This window comes from Rhodococcus sp. BH5 (assembly GCF_027583855.1).
Lineage (GTDB): Bacteria > Actinomycetota > Actinomycetes > Mycobacteriales > Mycobacteriaceae > Rhodococcus_F > Rhodococcus_F qingshengii.
In genome coordinates, this window is record NZ_JAJHVW010000011.1 from 42897 (window position 1) to 61573 (window position 18677).

Sequence of the window (18677 nt, forward strand, 5' to 3'; positions counted from 1 at the left end):
CCACCACCGGAGTTGGTCAAGAATTGACGGTGGATTGAACGGGTCGAGGATCGTCGACCTTGGTCGACCGCATCACGATCGCGGTGATTGCTGCGCCAACCACTGCTATGGCGGCTGCTCCGAGGAACACGGCGGAGAAACCGTTCGTCAACTCCGTCAGGTCACCGAGTTGATCAGCGCCGAACACTGCTGCGATCGCGGTCATCACCGCGAGGCCGACAGCCGAGCCGACCTGGTAGCTGACGTTGACGATGCCGGAAGCCAATCCGCCCTCTTCCGGGCGCGCAGCCGAAATCGCCGTACCGAGTGAGGGAATGAACGCCAGCGTCATACCTGCCGCAGCCACGAGCGATGCCGGCAGTACGTCGACCCAGAAGTTGCCGGTGGGCCGGATCAACGACATCCAACCCAAACCGATTCCCAGTACAAGCAATCCGGTCACGATCATCGCTTTTGCACCGAAGCGTGCCATGGCCCGTGGTGCCACGACGACCATGCCGAGCATGACGAAGATCGTCATCGGCAGCAGCGCCGCACCGGCCGGGAAGGCGCTGTATCCGAGCACTTGCTGCAGGTACAGGTTCAGGAAGAACCACATCGGTATCCAGGCAGCGCCGAGGACGAGCTGAGCGATGTTCGCGGCACCGAGGTTGGGCGCCTTGAAGATTCCCAGACGCACCAGAGGTTCCCGACGCTTGGACTGGATCAACACGAATGCACCCAACAGAGCGGCCGAAACGGCGAGCGCCAGCCACGTCTGCCCGGATCCCCATCCAACATCAGGTGCTCTGACGATGCCGAAGACTCCGACAGCAAGACCTGCGGTGACAGCGAGTGCGCCGAGGAAGTCGATCGACCCGGTACGTGCCGGTGCGTTCGGCATCAGGAGGGGAGTAGCGATCAGCGCGATGACAGCGATGGGAATGTTGAGGTAAAACACCCAAGGCCAGCTGGTGTATTCGGTGATGACGCCGCCGAGGAACACGCCGGCCGTACCGCCGGCCGGGGCGGCAGCGCCGTAGATGGACAGCGCCTTGGTCATCTCTTTCTGCGTGCTGCCGAACAGCATCATCAGCAAGGTGAGCGCCGACGGCGCGATGAGTGCGGCACCGGCACCCTGAACTGCGCGGCCCGCAAGTTCGACGGCGACGTTACCGGCGGCACCGGCGACAACGGAACCGATCAGCAGGATCAGCCAACCAGCGGAGAACACTCTGCGGGCGCCGAACAGGTCGGACAGGCGGCCGCCGAGGAGGAGTAGCCCGCCGAACGCGATGACGTACGCATTGAAGACCCAGGTCAGGCCTTCTTGGGAAAAGCCGAGATCGCTCTGCATCTGGGGGAGAGCGACGCCGATGATGGAGGTGTCCATGATGACCATGAACTGAGCGGCGGCGATCAACGCCAACGCCCACCACTTACGGGTGGATTTCGGTTGTGTGGACATTCTGAGTTCCTTACCTGTACGGGGTATAGGTGATGCTTGTGTGGTCAAGGGGTGTCGTAAGCGGGCCTGGGTGACATCGGCGCAGCGCTTCGTTGGGGCGCACGGGGAAATGCTGCTCTTGGAACTCATTCGGCCGGCGCTCTGCGTAGATGCGCATCGGATCTCCTTCGAGTGAATTCAGGGTGTTCGAGTAGTTCGTTGCATACCCTAGGGGGGTATGGTACAAATTGCAACAGGTTCGATGTCAAGGAGTGCAGAACCTGACGCAGACGGCAACGAAAGTGCTGCCGACCCAAACTTTGGAGGGCAAGATGTTCAGCGACAACGGCTACACACTGGAATTGGCAACGTCGGAGGCGACCGTCGGCAACCATGTCCCCTTGCAGTTCCGGATCCTGGATCCGGTTGGAACTCCCTTGATCCGGTACACGGACACCCACGACAAGCAGTTGCATCTGATCGTGGTCGGTCTGGACCTGACCGGATTCCAGCACGTGCATCCCGAATTGGACGAGAACGGAAACTGGCATGTGTCAGTCGATTTCGATCATGCGGGAGACTATCGAGTGTTCGCTGATTTCACTCCGGACGGTGGTGACGGAATCACGCTCAGTGCGGATGTGCGCGTCGCCGGACCCTATGATCCTCGGCCGTTGCCCGCTGCTGCTGCCGCCACGACGGTCGACGGCTATACCGTCTCCCTCGAAGGCGCGGCCCATGCCGGCCAGATATCGAAGCTCACGCTCTCGGTCAGTCGTGACGGAATCCCGGTCACGGACTTGCAGCCCTACCTTGCCGCATACGGGCATCTGGTCGCGTTGCGTGCCTCCGACCTCGCCTATCTCCATGTCCATCCGGACGGCTACCCCGGTGACGGTGTCACGCCGGCTGGACCGGCAATCACCTTCTACGCCAACATGCCGAGCGCCGAGGATTACCGGTTGTTTTTGGACTTCAAGCACGGCGGAGTGGTGCGTACGGCGGAATTCACGCTGACGGCCGACAATGCGACCACGCCTGGGGCCGAACACTCGAGCCACGCGCACCACGGGCACTGAAACCGAATGCGTTTCGCAGCAACGGGAAAACGGGCATGGGCAATCGCCATGCATCCATCTGTTCGTGCCGTAGCGAAATGCGTGGCGATGTGCGCAGTGATTGCTCTGCAAGACAACGGAAGTCGAAGAGTCTCCGCACATCGCCCCGATAACGAGAATTGTTGCGAAGTCACGCGTTGACGAACAGGAGGACATCGAATGTCGGAAGCGACAGAAGTGGGCAGTGCGCCAAGCAGTGCTCCAAACAGTGCCCAAGGCAGTGATGCGACCGGCGATGCATGCTGCACGAGTGATTCGCACGGCTACATCACCGCCAAGGGCGACTACCTGGCGCGTCTGCGTCGCATAGAAGGTCAAGCTCGCGGCCTGCAGCGCATGGTCGACGAGGACAAGTACTGTATCGACATCCTGACGCAGGTGTCGGCGATGACCAAGGGCCTCCAGGCGGTGGCCATGGGCCTGCTCGAGGACCACATCGGCCACTGCGTCGTCAAAGCCGCTGTTGCCGGTGGGCCCGAGGCGGACGCGAAGATCAAAGAAGCGAACGACGCGATTGCGCGATTGGTCCGCTCATAGAATTGTGATGAACATTGATACCTTGGTGCGCATGTTCAGTATCGAGATCCGTCGTACATTCGCTGTGAGGCAGGGGCTTCCGGCACCGGTGCGGGACGCGAAGAACTTGCCGCCGCTGATGCCTGCCGACGGATTTCGCGTGACGATGCGAGTGGCGTTCTCGTTCGAGGACGACCAACTCGGAGAACGTGGATGGTTTGTCGACACGGACGCTCTGGACGAGTCCGTCGATCGATGTGCCGAGCAATTGGCGAGCGGTGCCTGGCCGGAGATTTTCGATTTCCGTCCGTCATTCGAGAATGTCGCGAAGTGGGCTTTCAGTGAACTTGCGTCCAGCATTCCTCAGCTGACCTACGTCGAACTCGACAACGAGACGATCGGTGTGGCAACAAGATACGTCAGATCACAATGATCTGACGTATCTCGTTGACGCACCGCGTTCGGTCGACCGGCCTACTGGTAGAGGCGCAACGCAGAACCGATGAAGGTCTTACCGAATGCGAGTCCGGCCTTGTTGAAGTAGAAGCTCAAGACCGTATCTGCAAACGGGACTGCGGACACCGTTTTGGTGATCTGTGACTCGGCGTCCGCCCACTCCGCGCACGCTGCTTCGCCGGTCAAGCCGGATGCCTTGGCAACGGCTGCTTCGTAGGCGGGGTTGTTGATCGAAGAGAAGTTCTTACCTGCTGCCGGAGCAGGACCGGAGAAGAACGGGACGAACCCGCTGGGAACCGAATTGTTGATCTGGATCCACGCGATGTCCCACTGGTTGTTGTCCTTGCCACTGAGCATGACGTCGACAACCTTGGTCTGGTCGGCTCCTGTCACCTCGACGGTCGCACCGAGGTCGGACCATGCCGACTGGGTGAGCTCGGCTGCCGCGCTGCGCGCATCTTCGCCGGCAGCGTAGAAGAGGCGGAGGGTCAGCGGCTTTCCGTCCTTGCTTCGTTTGCCGTCGGAGCCGGCGGTCCAACCTGCAGCGTCCAGTGTTGCCTTTGCTGCGCTGAGGTCGAAGTCCGGAATGTTGCCTGCGACAGAGTCGTACACACAGGCTCGGGGCTCGACGGAGACAAGACTTGTTGCACGGGTGCCCTGGCCGCCAGTGATGACTTCAGCGAGATCGTCGAGATTGACAGCCTGGACGAGAGCTTTTCGAACGGCGGGATCGCTGGTCGGATTGTCCGCAATCTGATTGAAGTACATCTGACCGGCGGGAAGTGGGCGCTGGACCGAGTCGAAATTGGCGGCATCGATGCGATCCTTGTCCGGACCGGCGATCGGAGATGCGCTCAGTTCGCCTGAGAGAAGCTGGTTTGCTGCGGTGCTGACATTGGGTGCCATGACAGCAATGACTGTCTTGGGGACACCCGGTGTGTCGGAGGTGGTGTCGTCGGGCCCCCAGCTGTAACCGTCACGACGCTCGAACGTGTAGTGGTCATTGGCCGAGACTTCGGTGACTTCGAACATGCCGGAGCCCAGCGACTTGTTGTTCGAGGCGGTCGGATCTTCGAGTCCGGCATCGCACATGATCGGGAGGCGACTGATGGTGAGGAGGAGGAACGGGGTCGGCGCCGGAGTGGTTACCGTGATGGTGCGGGTGGCGAGATCGGCAGTGGCCGAAGCGCCGATGGGAACTGTGGTGCCGCGTTGTTGTGAACCCTTGGCTGGATCGGCTACGAAGTTGATGTTGTTCGCGACGGTCTGTGCAGTCAGCGTCGACCCGTCGGTACAGGTCACGCCTTCACGAATGGTGAAGGACGCGGAGGTCGGCGTTTCTTCCCACTTCTCGGCCAACCATGGTTTGAATTCACTGGTTTCAGGATCCTGGTAGACCAGGGAGTCGTACGCCAGCTTCGAAATTTCCGCGGTTGCCGCAGAGCCGGACATGATCGGGTTGAGTGCACCCGGATCGCCTTGCAACGCGTACCGGAAGGTTCCGTCAGTCAGAGGCTCACCGCCGCCGGAGCCCGAGGACGTGCCTCCCGAGCTGCAAGCCGACAATACGAGCGCGAGCCCCGCGGTCGCGGCAAGCGTCGAATAGGAGCGGTGTTTCATTGTGCCTCCGTGAAGGAGCCGGGGCCCGGGAGTGAATCGTGAGGGCGCAGTCGAGTGTGACCGCTAAATCTTGGCGTAGGACGTGACGGGCATCTCGGTCGATCCTCACGAAAATCGGGCGGATTTTTGTTCGATTTCACGAAGGTTGGAGTTCTGGTTCAGTTCACGGGGAGTCGAGGTCACTTCGTCGTGGCCACCCGGTCTCCGTGAGCACGGTTGCTGGAACTGACCTCAACGGGGAGGTGGGGCCGAGACCGTGGAGGTCTGCGTCGTCGTCGATTTCGGACCAGAATTCGTCCGCCGAAACATCAAGGCCGAGAACGATCCACGGCGGTCCGGCTTCTTGGAACGCGTACGAGACGGTTCCGGTACGCGGAACTGTCGTATCGAACAGTCGGTCTCCGACGGGATAGCCCTGCTGCTCGCCGACCAAAGTCAAGGTAGTCGGTTCGAAGGATGCATCGCGCAGAATCTTCTCGACTGCGCGGTCGAAGCTCTGCCGGACGCTGAACTCTTCGTCCGAGTTCGAACCGGTGAACTCGGGGAAATGCGCACAACACAAAACGTATGGGCCTGCTGAGTTGCAGTAGAGACGAAACACGGGAAATCCACCGGCCACGACGTGACGTTAGCAGGGCGTCGAAATGGAGAAGTTGCTGTTTCAGCAAAGATGGTTGCGAGAGTTGTGGAAGGTCGTTCATCCTGGGTGCATGAGCCACGAACACCACAATCACCACGAAAACTCCGATACCACCGAGAATCCGTACGCCAAGGCGGACGCACAGTTCTGGAACTCGCTGTACGAGGAACGCCCCGCGCGCTGGAGCGGAAATCTCAACCCACAGTTGATTGCCGAAGCCTCCGACCTGGAACCGGGCACGGCACTCGACGTCGGTTGCGGCGAAGGTGCCGACGCTTTGTGGTTGGCGCGTCGCGGGTGGAAGGTCACCGGCACCGACATCTCGTCGGTTGCGCTCGGCCGCGCCCAGGCTCACGTCGAGGGCGAGGGCGTCGACATCGAATGGCTGGAAGCCGACCTGACGAAGTGGGATCCGCAGGGGCGCTCGTTCGATCTGGTGTCCGCGCAGTTCTTCCACATGCTCGAACCCGCGCGCGGGGAATTGTTCCGTGCTCTCGGAGATCTGGTCGCGCCCGGCGGGCATTTGCTGATCGTGGGCCACTCACCTCACGAGTCGCCGACCGAGCACCATCGGGCCATGCTCCATACACCCGAATACGTGGAGTCGCTGTTCACCGATGGTTGGAAGGTGTTGGTCTCGGAGTCGCGGGAACGTGATCTTCCCGCGAACCCCGAGATGCATCACACGACGGATACCGTTGTGCTGCTTCAGCGATTGAGTGCGAGCACCGACAGCAACTCGTAAGCGACGTGGGCCGCTGCGATACCGGTGATCTCGGCGTGGTCGTACGCCGGCGCTACCTCGACGATGTCGGCGCCGACCACGTTGAGTCCCACCAACCCACGCAGTGTGTTCAACAATTCGCGAGAGGTCATGCCGCCCGCTTCGGGTGTTCCGGTGCCCGGAGCGTGGGCGGGATCGAGTACGTCGATGTCGACGGAGACGTACACCGGGCCACCGTCGAGGCGCTTACGCATGCGCTCGACGATGCTGGCGACACCGTCGACCTCGTAGTCGTCACTGCGGATCACCTGGAAGCCGAGGACGCGGTCGTCTTCGAGGTCCTTCTCGCTGTAGAGCGGTCCACGGATGCCGATGTGCTGCGAACGCTCCATGTCGATCAGGCCCTCTTCGCTGGCGCGGCGGAAGGGGGTGCCGTGGGTGAAAGGCTGACCGAAGTAGGTGTCCCAGGTGTCGAGGTGAGCGTCGAAGTGCAGGACGGCGATCGGGCCGTGATCGCGGGCCAGTGAACGCAGGATCGGCAGTGCGATGGTGTGATCGCCGCCGAGCGTGAGCACGGAGGAACCGTCGGCGCGCAGGTCGGTGACGGCGGACTGAACCGTCGTGAGAGCTTCCTGAATGTCGAAGGGGTTGACGCCGATGTCGCCGAAATCGGCTACCTGCTGGTTGGCGAAGGGCGAGACCTTCAGCGCCGGGTTGTACGGACGCAGCAGCTTCGACGCAGCGCGGATGTGCCCCGGACCGAACCGGGCACCGGGGCGGTAGCTGACACCCGAATCGAAGGGGATGCCGAGGATCGTCACGTCGGCGCGCGAGACCTCGTCCAGGCGCGGGAGACGCGCAAAGGTGGTCGGCTCGGCGTAGCGGGGGACGCGCGTGGCGTCGACGGGTCCGATGAACGATCCGGGGTTGTTGGTAGCCATGTGCAGAGGTCCCTGCTCTCGATTCGGCGCACACCGGGCGCCCTTCAGTGATGTAGCTCTCTGAGCAAGTATGGTTTCTTCAAGAGGCTCGGTTGTCAACCCCTGTTTCCTGAAAGGGACACGGCGGTCGTGAAGGAGTGGGTTCAGTGGCCAAGGCGAAGGAAGCGGTCGAGCCGATCGGACCGCGCATCGGGGCGAGGCTCAAGGCGGCACGTCAATCGAAGCGGTTGACCCTCGACGACTTGGCCGAGGCCTGTGGTGTGACCAAGGGGTATCTCTCGAAACTCGAGCGCGATCACGTCAACGCGTCGGTGGCGACCCTGATAAAGGTGTGCGCGGTGCTCGAGATCCCCGTCGGATCCCTGTTCGAGAATGCGTCCGCCGGTGAAGTAGTCCGCGCCGACGCCATGCCGCAAATCAGCTTCGGTGGCGAAAAGATGACGGAGTACCTGCTCACGCCTACCAACGAACGTCGAATTCAGGTGCTGCTCGGCGAGCTCGAACCAGGCGGCGGAAGTGGTCGGGAGTTCTACAGTCTGCCGATCGACGTGAACTTCGTACACGTGCTCGAGGGTGGTTTGCGGGTTTCGTTCGAGGGTGGTCGGACGGATCCGAACGGTGAGGCCGTCGATGCCGAGGACGTCGTGCTTGCGGCGGGCGACTCCTTCACGTTCACGCCGACGCACAACCATAGTTTTCAGGCCGAAGGCTCGGTTCCGGCGAAGGTTCTGTGGGTCTTGAATCCGGCATTGCCGGAAGGGCCACGCGCGTCGTCTTTGTGAGAATCGAATCCGCGAATGTTGATTCTTAGGAAACAAGAGTTGACATGATTGGCGGCACCCGTCACGCTGGTAGTTGTCCCCGTCACACACACCGTCGAAAATTGGCGTCACGGAACTCCTGAAGGAGCGCACCATGCATGTCGATTCAGTTCGAGTTGGCCTGTTCCAAGGTCCGCTCACCACCCCGGACACCTTTGCGTCGGTGGAGTTCAACCTCGCTGCAATCGACACCGCTGCCCGCGAGGCTGCGGCATCCGGTGCGAAGATCCTGCTGACGCCGGAGATGTCCGCAACCGGCTACGACATCGGCGAACTGGTGTCGCTACGCGCGGAGCCGGCCGACGGCCCTATCTTCGATTCCGTCGCCGAGATTGCTCGAAGTGCAGGCATCGCAGTCGTCTACGGCTACCCCGAACTCGACGGGGGAGACGTCTACAACAGCGTGCAGGTGGTGGACCGCGACGGCACTTCGCTTGCGCACTACCGCAAGACACACCTGTTCGGCACGCTCGACCGCGAACATTTCCGGCCAGGTGAGACCCTGGTGGTCGGGTTCGATTTCGAGGGCATCCGCTGCGGATTGTTGATCTGCTACGACGTGGAATTTCCGGAAGCGGTTCGGGCCCATGCCGACTCCGGTACCGAATGGCTCATCGTGCCGACAGGGTTGATGACTCCGTACGAACACATTGCGCAGCAAGTGGTTCCGGCCCGCGCATACGAGAGTCAGATGTTTGTCACCTACGTCAATCGCTGCGGCGCCGAAACCGAGCTGACCTACTGCGGTCTCTCGTGCGCCATCGCGCCCGACGGTGCCGAGTTGGCGAGGGCCGGGTTCGGCCAGGAATTGCTCTTCGCGGATATCGCCGCCGCCACCGTCTCGCAATCGCGCACCCTCAACACGCATCTCGACGATCGACGCCTCGATCTGTATCCAGATCTTTCTGTCACGACTGTCTCCAAGGAGAACCGTAGATGACCATCCCAGTAGCTCCGGACAGTTCCTCGGAACCCGGCAAGCAGCCGCCCCTCACGATGTTCGGGCCGGATTTTCCGTTCCCGTACGACGACTACGTTTCCAGTCCGGCGGGACTCGGCTCGGTGCCCGATCTGGCACTGGGTACAGAAGTTGCCGTGATCGGTGGCGGACTCTCCGGCATGATCGCGGCCTACGAGTTGCTCAAGATCGGTCTCAAACCGATTGTCTACGAAGCTGATCAGATCGGTGGCCGGATGCGGTCGGTCGAGTTCGACGGGCACCCCGGGGTGGTCGCCGAGATGGGCGCAATGCGTTTCCCACCGTCGTCGACAACGTTGTTCCACTACCTGAACGAACTGGGTCTGCAGACCGAGGAGTTCCCGAATCCCCTTGCCGAGGTCACGCCGAGCACCGTCATCGATCTCAAGGGCGAGAGCCACTACGCGCACACTCTCGAGGATCTGCCGCCGATCTACACCGAGGTGGCGCAGGCCTGGCAGCGCACTCTCGAAGAGCATGCCGATCTGATTCCGTTGCAGCAGGCCATTCGTGACCGCGACACCGCAGAAATCAAGCGGATCTGGAACGACCTCGTGGTGCGCTACGACGACCAGACGTTCTACGGATTCCTCGCCGCGTCGAAGCACTTCAAGTCCTTCCACATGCGGGAAGTGTTCGGACAGGTCGGATTCGGTACGGGCGGTTGGGATACCGACTACCCCAACTCGATCCTCGAAATCCTTCGTGTGGTCATCACGGCCGCCGACGACGACCACCGCGGCATCGTCGGTGGATCGCAGCAGCTGCCGATGCGGTTGTGGAACCGCGCCCCGGCGCACATGGCGCATTGGCCTGCCGGTACTACGGTCGCTTCGCTCAACGACGGTGAGACGCGTCCCCGCGTCACCGAACTCCGGCGTACCGAGCCTGGCAACATCACGGTGACGGACTCCGAAGGTTTCATTCGCACGTATGCGAGTGCCGTTGTGACAGTGCAGAGTTGGATGCTGCTGAACAACATCAGGTGTGACGACGATCTGTTCCCGATCGACCACTGGACTGCGATCGAGCGAACTCACTACATGGGTTCGACCAAGGTGTTCGTTCTCGTCGACCGCCCGTTCTGGAAGGACAAGGATCCCGTGACCGGCCGTGATTCGGTGTCGATGACACTGACCGACCGTATGAGTCGCGGCACCTACCTGCTCGATCAAGGCGAGGGAAAACCTGGCCTCATCTGTTTGTCGTACACCTGGTCGGATGATTCGCTGAAGCTGCTGGCGCTCGACGCCACCGAGCGCATGAACATCATGCTGCGCTCTCTCGAAGAGATCTACCCCGGCGTTGACTTCCGCAGCCACATCATCTCGAGCCCGGTGACGCTGTCGTGGGAAACCGAGCGCGACTTCATGGGCGCATTCAAGGCGAACCTTCCGGGGCACTACCGCTACCAGGAGCGCCTGTTCTCCCACTTCGTGCAGAATGATCTCGAACCGCGTCATCGGGGAATCTTCCTCGCCGGTGACGACGTGTCGTGGACTGCCGGCTGGGCCGAGGGCGCGATCCAGACCGCGATCAACGCGGTATGGGGCGTCGTCAACCATCTCGGCGGCGCTGCGCCTACCGAGAATCCCGGACCCGGCGACGTGTTCGAGGAGCTTGCTCCGATCAGGTTGGGCGACTGAGCTCACCGCAACTGCCGAAATGTCGTGCCCGATGGGGGTTGGTACTCCTATCGGGCACGACCTCTTTCCGGTGATCCACGCAACACTGGAAAGTGTTCGGATCCAATAATTTCCAGGAGGGTGTTCAATGGCGAGCACATCATCGGCGACCAAGACCGCAGCTGCAGAATCGAGACCGGCAGGCGGTGATCGATCCGGTGACCCGGCGCTCGAACTGGTCGCCGAATTGGCAGCAGCGGGCCAGCGACTCGTCTTCCGTCAGGGCGACGACTTGAACAGCGATGCCCTGAGCAGTGACGATCTGACCTGTGTGGTGCTGTGGCCGTCCGGAGAGCCCTCCCTCTCCGATCTGTGCGAGAACTTCGAGTCCCTCGGACTCCGAGTTTCGACGCACCGCCCCCTTCCGACCGTTCTGGGTTCGGCGCACTACTTCACCTTCGAGCCGAGCACCTTCGACGGCAGTGCGCTGGAGAAGATGGCGGACGCCTTCGAAGCCGTCATCGCCGGACAGACCCGGATGGACGCATTCTCCAGTCTGATCGGACGAGCAGACATCACGTGGCGCGACGCAGAGTTGCTGCGCGCTGCGTGCCGTTTCCTCGCTCAGGCTCGTATCGGGCTGTCCGAGAGCTACATCGTCGGAGTGTTGGCAGCGAAGCCACTCTTCGTACGGCAGGCAATCGAACTCTTCACTGCGCGTTTCGATCCCGCCGTAGCAGGATTGCGGGAGACAGCAGTGGTCACCGCGGCGGCGGCCATCGACGAATCAGTCGACGGTGCAGACACTCTCGACGAGGATCGCGTCTTGCGCGGCGTTCGTTCGTTCCTGCAGGCGACTCTGCGCACCAACTGGTACCTGCGTGGTGAGTCCGGCGACCCGCTGCCGTACGCGTCGTTCAAGATCGACTCGCAGTTGCTCTCCACCCCTCAGAAGACCGTTCCCTTCCGCGAGATCTACGTCAGCGCACCCAATGTCGAAGGCGTTCATCTGCGTAGTTCCTCCGTCGCCCGTGGCGGCCTGCGTTGGTCGGATCGATACGAGGACTACCGCACCGAGGCCCTGAGCCTCATGAAGACCCAGAGCGTGAAGAATTCCCCGATCGTTCCTTCGGGTGCCAAGGGCGCGTTCGTGGTTCGGGGCACGTCGTCACCAACCCCGGCGCAGGTGCAGGAGTCGTACAGCACCTTCATTCGCGGCTTGCTGGACGTGGTGGACAACATCGTCGACGGCGCTGCGGTACACCCGGCAGAAGTAATCGAGTACGACGGTGAAGACTCCTATCTCGTCGTGGCAGCAGACAAGGGGACCGCACGGTTCTCGGACGTCGCGAACGGCATCGCCGTCGAGCGTGGTTTCTGGCTCGGCGACGCCTTTGCTTCCGGCGGTTCGGCCGGATACGACCACAAGGCGATGGGCATCACCGCTCGCGGCGCCTGGGTAGCGGTACGACGCCACTTCGCCGAGCGTGACCTCGACGTCGACACCGATCCATTCACCGTCGCGGGCATCGGTGACATGTCCGGCGACGTGTTCGGCAACGGAATGTTGCTCTCGCACAAGATCCGTTTGGTCGCGGCATTCGATCACCGCCACATCTTCATCGACCCGAACCCCGACACCGAGACGAGCTTTGCCGAACGCGCTCGCCTCTTCACCGTGCCGCGCTCGTCCTGGGACGACTTCGATCGCACCGTGATGTCGCCGGGCGGTGGCGTCTGGCCGCGGAGCGCGAAGTCGATCCGCCTTCCGCTCGAGGCGCGTGCGGCCCTCGGAATCACCGAGGAGAACTTGACCCCGCAGGAACTGATCCGAGCGGTCCTGTGTGCTCCGGTGGACCTGTTGTGGAACGGCGGCGTCGGTACCTACGTGAAAGCGTCGACCGAAAGCAACGTCGACGCGGCCGATCCGTCCAACGACGCAGTTCGCGTCAGCGCTGACGAGTTGCGTGCAACCGTGGTGGGTGAGGGCGGCAACCTGGGTTTCACCCAACGTGCCCGCATCGAATATGCCGCTGGCGGAGGACGAATCAACGCCGACTTCATCGACAACGCGGCAGGCGTGGCTACCTCGGACCGTGAGGTCAACATCAAGATCGCACTCGCAGAGTTGGACTCGACCTCGCGCAATGAACTACTTGCGGCGGCCCAGGACGAGGTAGCCGCATCGGTACTCGAGGCCAGCGAAGATCAGACCCTCGCGATCAGCCTGGCCGAGCACCGCGCTCCCGCCCTACTCGATCAGCACGAACGGTTGATCGAGAACCTCGTCTCGGCGGGCGCCATGAAGCGACTGGAAGAATCTCTGCCCGACGCCAAGGCGCTGGCGGTCAGGGCGCGTGCCGGGCAGGGCCTACTCCGTCCGGAACTTGCTGTGCTGGTGGCGCAGTCGAAGAACGTGCTGACGGCGGAATTGGGGGCGTCGACCGTCCCGGACAATCAGATCTTCGCCGATCGTCTCCCGCAGTACTTCCCGCTCTCCGTCGTCGAGGCAGCACCGGACGCGGTCCGCGCACATCGGTTGGGCCGCGACATCATCATCACCTCGGTGGTCGACGAACTGGTCAACCGCGTCGGACCCGGCGTGCTGTTCCGGCTCGAGGAACACCTCGGAGTCCACAGTCCGGAAGCGGCTCTGGCCTACGCAGTGGTCAGCGAAGTGCTCGGCACCGAGGAACTTCGGCGCGAGATCTTGAACTCGGAGCTGCGCGCCACCGAGCAGTTGCAGGCTCTCGATCGCTTGCAGCAGTTGTTGGAATCCGAGATGAGCTGGGTGTTGCGTCGTCCGGGAGCAGCCGGCCGGTTCACCGTGAACCCGCGCGCCGACATCGATCGGTGGGCAGCCCCGGTGCGGGAACTCACCGACGGTTTGTCGGCCAGCGAGCGCATCGAGGCGTCTTTCGGAGCGCTCGCCCTGGCAGACATTGCACTGCAGGAGAATACGACGGCCGCGGCCGCAGCCGCGATCTATCGGGAACTCTCCGACGCTCTCGACCTGGGCGATGTTCTCGGCGGCGTCGACGTCGCCGTCGGTGCCTCGCATTGGGAGGTCATGGGCAGCGCTGCCGTCCACGCCAGGTTGACGGCGCGTTTCGCGGACCTCGTGTCCGGAGCGCTCGGAGAAGGTAATCCGGAGGTCGTCGAGTTGTGGACCGCCGCCAATCCGCAAGCGGTGCGCCGGTTCACGGCTTTGATGTCGAGCGTGAGCCGCAGTGGAGCGCTGGACACCGCCCGTCTCTGCACGGTCGACGCCGAACTCGAACTACTCGTCCGCGGTGCGTCGAGCTTCGCTTCGGTGCACGCGGAGGAGGGTTCAGCGGCCCTCCCAGGCGAGTAGCGATAGCAGCAGTTCGGCTCTGACCCTGGCCTGTCCGAGGTCGCATTGCAGCAGTTCCTCGATGCGTGCGATGCGACCTCGGAGGGTGTGCCGATGAACACCGAGTTCGGCTGCGGCCGATTCCCATTGGCCGTTTGCCTCGAGATAGGCGCGCAAAGACGCGGCCAGTGCGGTTCCGTGTGCCTGGTCGTGTTCCGTCAACACCGGGATGGTGTCCACAGCCATGGCGATCAATGCCTCACGGGCAGACTCGGATGCCAGAATCGTCGAACCACTCAGAGCGTCGAACTCGAGAATGCGCGCCGTAGCCGTCGTGAGGTTGGCCGCGGCGCGGGCCTGGACGAGTGCGCGGGGTGCGTCGAGAAGACGGTGAGGGGTGCTGATTCCGGCACGCACCGTCTTCGCCTCGGTGGGGGAGAGCTGCGCCAGTAGTGTTTTGGCAGTGTCGATTGTGTCGGTTCCGCGAAGGAGGACGGTCAGCGAACCGTCCTCGGATTGCGCGAACAACGGCCGGCCTGCTCGCGCGAGAGCGTTGTCGAGTTCGCGAAGAACGGGGCCGAGTCCGGATCCGCGAACGTGGACGACACGGACGTTGCCGTGCGTGTCGCTCGCTTCGTCCAAGTACGACGGCACACCGTCCTCGGGGATTCGGCCGTCGAGTAAGAGCCCGAAAGCCATGGCGTTGAGTCGAGTTCGCTCGGCCCGTAGTCGAACCGGTTTCTCGAGTTCGAGAGTGAGCAGCGAGACCGCATGCCCGAGCAACACTCTGTCGATATTGCTCAGGGGCCCGGCGCCCGCCATGGCGAGGTAGCCGTGCCAACTGTCGGTGACGCCGACGGGGGACAGTGTCAGCGTCCGTTCGGGTGTGCTCTGCGAGATCGACGCCGGAGCGTTGGGATCGCGGGTGGTGGCCGCGACCGCGCGAACCTCGGTGATCAACGACTTCTGGTTTGCCGGATGCACCGCGGTGATCCGATCACCGACAAACGCCACCGAAGTTTTTGTGGCCGTGGCTAGTTCACGCACGATCGCCGACACGCCACCGCGCAGTGCAACGCGGGTGATGCGCGTCTGTACTTCTGCCGCGCGGAGTACCGATTCGTATTCCTGCTGGCTCAGACGGGTCATCACCGCGCGCGTGACTGCCGCGAACGGGGTCGTGAACGGCACTTCCAGCAGGGGGAGTCCGCGGCTGCGGGCGGCGGCAATCAGGTCTGTGGGCACACTCTCGTGGGAAAGGCCGGTCCCGAAACCCAGAGCCGATACTTCTGCGGCGGCCAGACGGTCGATGTACTCGCTGTAGTCGGTGGCGTCCGCGCCCACCAGTGCCAACCCGGTGGTGAGCACCAATTCGCCGCCGGAAAGCCACGGGGTGGGGTCCGTCAGCTCTGTGGCCTGCGCAAACGTGACGGGGTGGGTGGCAGCTGCTCGGTCGGTGAGCAGAGCCAGCGAGAGGTGTTTCTGGCGCAAGAGCCACGAGATCGGAACCGTCACCTGATCAAGGCTAGCTGTCGTTGCCGATATGGAGTAGCCCTGGAGCTCCGGGTATCCATTTCGGCAGTGCTTGCGACGCTTCGCGCGTCGCATACTCGAATGCAATACACAACCGAGAGGGTGGTCACATGAGTGCAATCGAATACCGGCTTCCGCAGGAGCGTCGCATCGTCACGGAGTTCCCGGGCCCGCGCTCGGCTGCGCTCGCCGAACGCCGTAAGAAGGTCGTCGGCGCCGGCGTCGCATCCACCCTCCCGGTCTACGTCGCCGACGCAGACGGCGGAGTCATCGTCGACGTCGACGGCAACTCGCTGATCGACCTCGGTGCCGGTATCGCGGTGACCAGCGTCGGCGCCTCCAACCCGGCCGTCGTGTCCGCAGTTCAGGATCAGGTCGCGCACTTCACCCACACCTGTTTCATGGTCGCTCCGTACGAGGGCTACGTCGAGGTCGCCGAGCGTCTCGCCGAGCTCACCCCCGGTGACCACGAGAAGCGTTCCGTGCTGTTCAACTCCGGCGCAGAAGCCGTCGAGAACGCCGTCAAGATCGCCCGTCACGCAACCGGTCGCGACGCAGTCGTCGTCTTCGACCACGCGTACCACGGCCGCACCAACCTCACGATGGCACTGACCTCGAAGTCCATGCCGTACAAGAGCGGCTTCGGTCCGTTCGCCCCCGAGGTTTACCGCGTCCCGATGTCCTACCCGTACCGCGAGGGCCTCAATGTCGACGGCTCCAAGATCACCGGTGAGCAGGCCGCACAGCGCGCCATCACGATGATCGAGAAGCAGGTCGGCGCTGCCAACACCGCCGCCATCCTCATCGAGCCCATTCAGGGTGAGGGTGGATTCATCGTTCCCGCAGAAGGCTTCCTCCCGACGCTCGTCGCGTGGGCCAAGGAGAACGGCGTCGTCTTCATCGCCGACGAGGTTCAGGCAGGCTTCGCTCGTACCGGCGCCTGGTTCGCCAGCGATCACGAGGGCATCGTCCCCGACCTGGTCACGCTCGCCAAGGGCATCGCAGGCGGCATGCCGCTCGCCGCTGTCACGGGCCGCGCCGAGCTCATCGACGCTGTCCACCCCGGCGGCCTCGGTGGCACCTACGGCGGTAACCCCGTCGCCTGCGCCGCTGCATTGGCGTCCATCGACCAGATGCGTGAGCTCGACCTCTGTGGCCGCGCACGCACCATCGAGTCGACCGTCGTCGGCCGAATGAACGCACTGGCAAAGGAACTCGACGTCATCGGTGACGTTCGCGGTCGCGGCGCGATGCTCGCCATCGAGTTGGTCAAGCCCGGTGGGCAGGAGCCGGACGCCGACATCACCAAGAAGATCGCCGCCGAATGCCTCGCTGCCGGCGTCGTGATCCTCACCTGCGGTACCTACGGCAACGTCATCCGTCTGCTCCCGCCGCTGGTCATCTCCGAAGAGCTGCTCGACGACGCGTTGACCGTCCTCGAGACCGCTATTCGCACTGCAGCACAGGGGAACTGACATGTCCAACGTCTCGGATCTTCTCGACTCGGTACCCAAGGGTCTCTGGCTCGGCGGCAAGCTCGTCCCGGCCGGGAAGACCTTTGCGGTCTACAACCCGGCAACGGGTGAGGAACTCGCCCAGGTAGCCGACGCCACCGCTGCCGACGGTATCCGTGCGCTCGACCTCGCCGCTGCGGCGCAGGAAGACTGGGCGGCCACGCCGGCACGTGTACGCGGCGAGATTCTGCGCACCGCCTTCGAATTGCTGCACGCCCGCGCCGAGGACTTCGCGCTGATGATGACCCTGGAAATGGGTAAGTCGTTGGCAGAGAGCCGCGGTGAGGTCAACTACGGCGGCGAATTCCTGCGCTGGTTCAGCGAGGAAGCAGTACGCATCGGCGGACGTTTCACGCAGGCTCCGGCCGGTAACGGTCGCATCCTGGTCACCAAGGAAGCCGTCGGACCGGTCCTCGCGATCACCCCGTGGAACTTCCCGCTCGCCATGGGCACACGCAAGATCGGACCGGCGCTGGCTGCCGGTTGCACCATCATCGTCAAGCCCGCCGAGGACACGCCGCTGACCATGCAGCTCCTCGGTCAGGTGTTCGCCGATGCCGGTCTGCCCGACGGTGTGCTCTCGATCCTCCCGACGTCCGACGCGGCCTCCATCAGTGGGCCGCTGATGGAAGATGCGCGTCTGCGCAAGGTCACCTTCACCGGCTCCACTGGCGTCGGAAAGTTGTTGGTGCGCAATGCTGCTGACAAGCTGCTCCGCACGTCGATGGAACTCGGTGGTAATGCGCCGTTCATCGTCTTCGACGACGCCGACATCGACGCAGCTGTCGACGGCGCAATGCTCGCGAAGATGCGTAACGGCGGCGAGGCCTGCACCGCGGCCAACCGCATCTACGTCGCCAACTCGGTGCGCGAGGAGTTCACCGACAAGTTCACCGCCAAGGTTGCGGCCTTGAAGGTGGGCGCCGGTGACGCCGAGGGCACCAACATCGGACCGCTGATCAACACCAAGCAGCTCGCAACCGTCACCGGACTCGTCGACGACGCCGTGTCCAAGGGTGCTCGCGTTCGCACCGGTGGATCGGCACCCGAAGGCCCCGGGTTCTTCTTCACCCCGACGGTCCTCGACCAGGTGCCCGCCGACGCGCGCCTGCTGAAGGAAGAGATCTTCGGACCCGTTGCGGCAGTGGTCGGTTTCGACACCGAAGACGAAGCGATCGCGGCTGCGAACAACACCGAGTACGGTCTCGTGGCGTACTTCTACACTCGCGACATCGACCGTGCGATGCGCGTCTCGGCCAAGCTGGACACCGGCATGGTGGGCGTCAACCGCGGCGCGATCTCCGATGCTGCCGCGCCGTTCGGTGGGGTGAAGGAATCGGGCTTCGGCCGTGAAGGCGGAACCGAGGGTATCGACGAGTATCTCGATACAAAGTACGTAGCGCTCTAACTTGCTGTGCGCCTTTATTAAC

General features: G+C 63.0%; 15 protein-coding genes. 10 read left to right on the forward strand and 5 right to left on the reverse strand.

Features of this window, described 5'->3' with window-relative positions:
* Nucleotides 1–16 precede the first annotated feature (16 nt).
* The gene (locus tag RhoBH5_RS24620) at nt 17–1447 is read right to left on the reverse strand and encodes an MFS transporter (protein ID WP_041814608.1); all 1431 of its coding nucleotides are present in this window, start codon (nt 1445–1447) and stop codon (nt 17–19) included.
* A 251-nt stretch (nt 1448–1698) separates the two neighbouring features.
* Here RhoBH5_RS24620 and RhoBH5_RS24625 point away from each other — a divergent pair, with 251 nt between their 5' ends.
* The 3 genes from RhoBH5_RS24625 (at nt 1699) to RhoBH5_RS24635 (ending at nt 3493) form a co-directional block, all read left to right on the forward strand.
* Nucleotides 1699–2505: a hypothetical protein gene (locus tag RhoBH5_RS24625; protein WP_065456201.1), complete on the forward strand. Its 807-nt coding sequence runs from the start codon at nt 1699–1701 to the stop codon at nt 2503–2505.
* Between the two features lie 198 nt (nt 2506–2703).
* Complete coding sequence (locus RhoBH5_RS24630) at nt 2704–3081, forward strand: metal-sensitive transcriptional regulator (protein ID WP_020906032.1); 378 nt, start codon at nt 2704–2706, stop codon at nt 3079–3081.
* Between the two features lie 7 nt (nt 3082–3088).
* The gene (locus RhoBH5_RS24635) at nt 3089–3493 is read left to right on the forward strand and encodes a 6-carboxytetrahydropterin synthase (RefSeq protein WP_054187872.1); all 405 of its coding nucleotides are present in this window, start codon (nt 3089–3091) and stop codon (nt 3491–3493) included.
* A gap of 41 nt (nt 3494–3534) precedes the next feature.
* Here RhoBH5_RS24635 and RhoBH5_RS24640 read toward each other — a convergent pair whose 3' ends face one another.
* Together RhoBH5_RS24640 and RhoBH5_RS24645 are read right to left on the reverse strand one after the other, a co-directional pair.
* The gene (locus RhoBH5_RS24640) at nt 3535–5136 is read right to left on the reverse strand and encodes an ABC transporter substrate-binding protein (protein WP_003941166.1); all 1602 of its coding nucleotides are present in this window, start codon (nt 5134–5136) and stop codon (nt 3535–3537) included.
* A gap of 163 nt (nt 5137–5299) precedes the next feature.
* Nucleotides 5300–5755, reverse strand: a complete 456-nt coding sequence (locus RhoBH5_RS24645; RefSeq protein WP_230793173.1) for a hypothetical protein — start codon at nt 5753–5755, stop codon at nt 5300–5302.
* 91 nt (nt 5756–5846) lie between these two features.
* Between RhoBH5_RS24645 and RhoBH5_RS24650 the strand changes: the two genes are divergently transcribed.
* Nucleotides 5847–6521 (forward strand): class I SAM-dependent methyltransferase, encoded by a 675-nt coding sequence (locus RhoBH5_RS24650; RefSeq protein WP_270008895.1) that lies wholly within the window; start codon nt 5847–5849, stop codon nt 6519–6521.
* Here RhoBH5_RS24650 and speB read toward each other — a convergent pair.
* Entirely contained in the window at nt 6485–7441 is a 957-nt protein-coding gene (speB, locus tag RhoBH5_RS24655; RefSeq protein WP_003941134.1) for an agmatinase, read from the reverse strand. The two genes, RhoBH5_RS24650 and speB, sit on opposite strands and share 37 nt — an antisense overlap.
* Nucleotides 7442–7587: 146 nt before the next feature.
* On the opposite strand from speB, the gene RhoBH5_RS24660 reads away from it, so the two are divergent.
* The 4 genes from RhoBH5_RS24660 to RhoBH5_RS24675 all read left to right on the forward strand — a co-directional run bounded on the left by RhoBH5_RS24660 (nt 7588) and on the right by RhoBH5_RS24675 (nt 14221).
* Nucleotides 7588–8223: a helix-turn-helix domain-containing protein gene (locus tag RhoBH5_RS24660; protein ID WP_081377462.1), complete on the forward strand. Its 636-nt coding sequence runs from the start codon at nt 7588–7590 to the stop codon at nt 8221–8223.
* A gap of 133 nt (nt 8224–8356) precedes the next feature.
* Nucleotides 8357–9202: a carbon-nitrogen hydrolase family protein gene (locus RhoBH5_RS24665; protein ID WP_270008896.1), complete on the forward strand. Its 846-nt coding sequence runs from the start codon at nt 8357–8359 to the stop codon at nt 9200–9202.
* Nucleotides 9199–10887: a flavin monoamine oxidase family protein gene (locus RhoBH5_RS24670; protein WP_270008897.1), complete on the forward strand. Its 1689-nt coding sequence runs from the start codon at nt 9199–9201 to the stop codon at nt 10885–10887. Before RhoBH5_RS24665 ends, RhoBH5_RS24670 begins: the two co-directional genes overlap by 4 nt.
* Before the next feature lie 127 nt (nt 10888–11014).
* Entirely contained in the window at nt 11015–14221 is a 3207-nt protein-coding gene (locus RhoBH5_RS24675; protein ID WP_270008898.1) for an NAD-glutamate dehydrogenase domain-containing protein, read from the forward strand.
* Here RhoBH5_RS24675 and RhoBH5_RS24680 read toward each other — a convergent pair.
* On the reverse strand, nt 14198–15715 hold the full coding sequence (locus RhoBH5_RS24680; protein WP_270008899.1) for a PucR family transcriptional regulator: 1518 nt from the start codon (nt 15713–15715) through the stop codon (nt 14198–14200). The genes RhoBH5_RS24675 and RhoBH5_RS24680 overlap by 24 nt on opposite strands.
* A gap of 128 nt (nt 15716–15843) precedes the next feature.
* On the opposite strand from RhoBH5_RS24680, the gene gabT reads away from it, so the two are divergent.
* Nucleotides 15844–17208 carry a 4-aminobutyrate--2-oxoglutarate transaminase gene (gabT, locus tag RhoBH5_RS24685; protein ID WP_007727077.1) on the forward strand — a complete coding sequence of 455 codons (1365 nt, stop codon included), beginning with the start codon at nt 15844–15846 and terminating at the stop codon, nt 17206–17208.
* A 1-nt stretch (nt 17209) separates the two neighbouring features.
* Nucleotides 17210–18655: an NAD-dependent succinate-semialdehyde dehydrogenase gene (locus RhoBH5_RS24690; RefSeq protein ID WP_065351874.1), complete on the forward strand. Its 1446-nt coding sequence runs from the start codon at nt 17210–17212 to the stop codon at nt 18653–18655.
* Nucleotides 18656–18677: the final 22 nt, after the last annotated feature.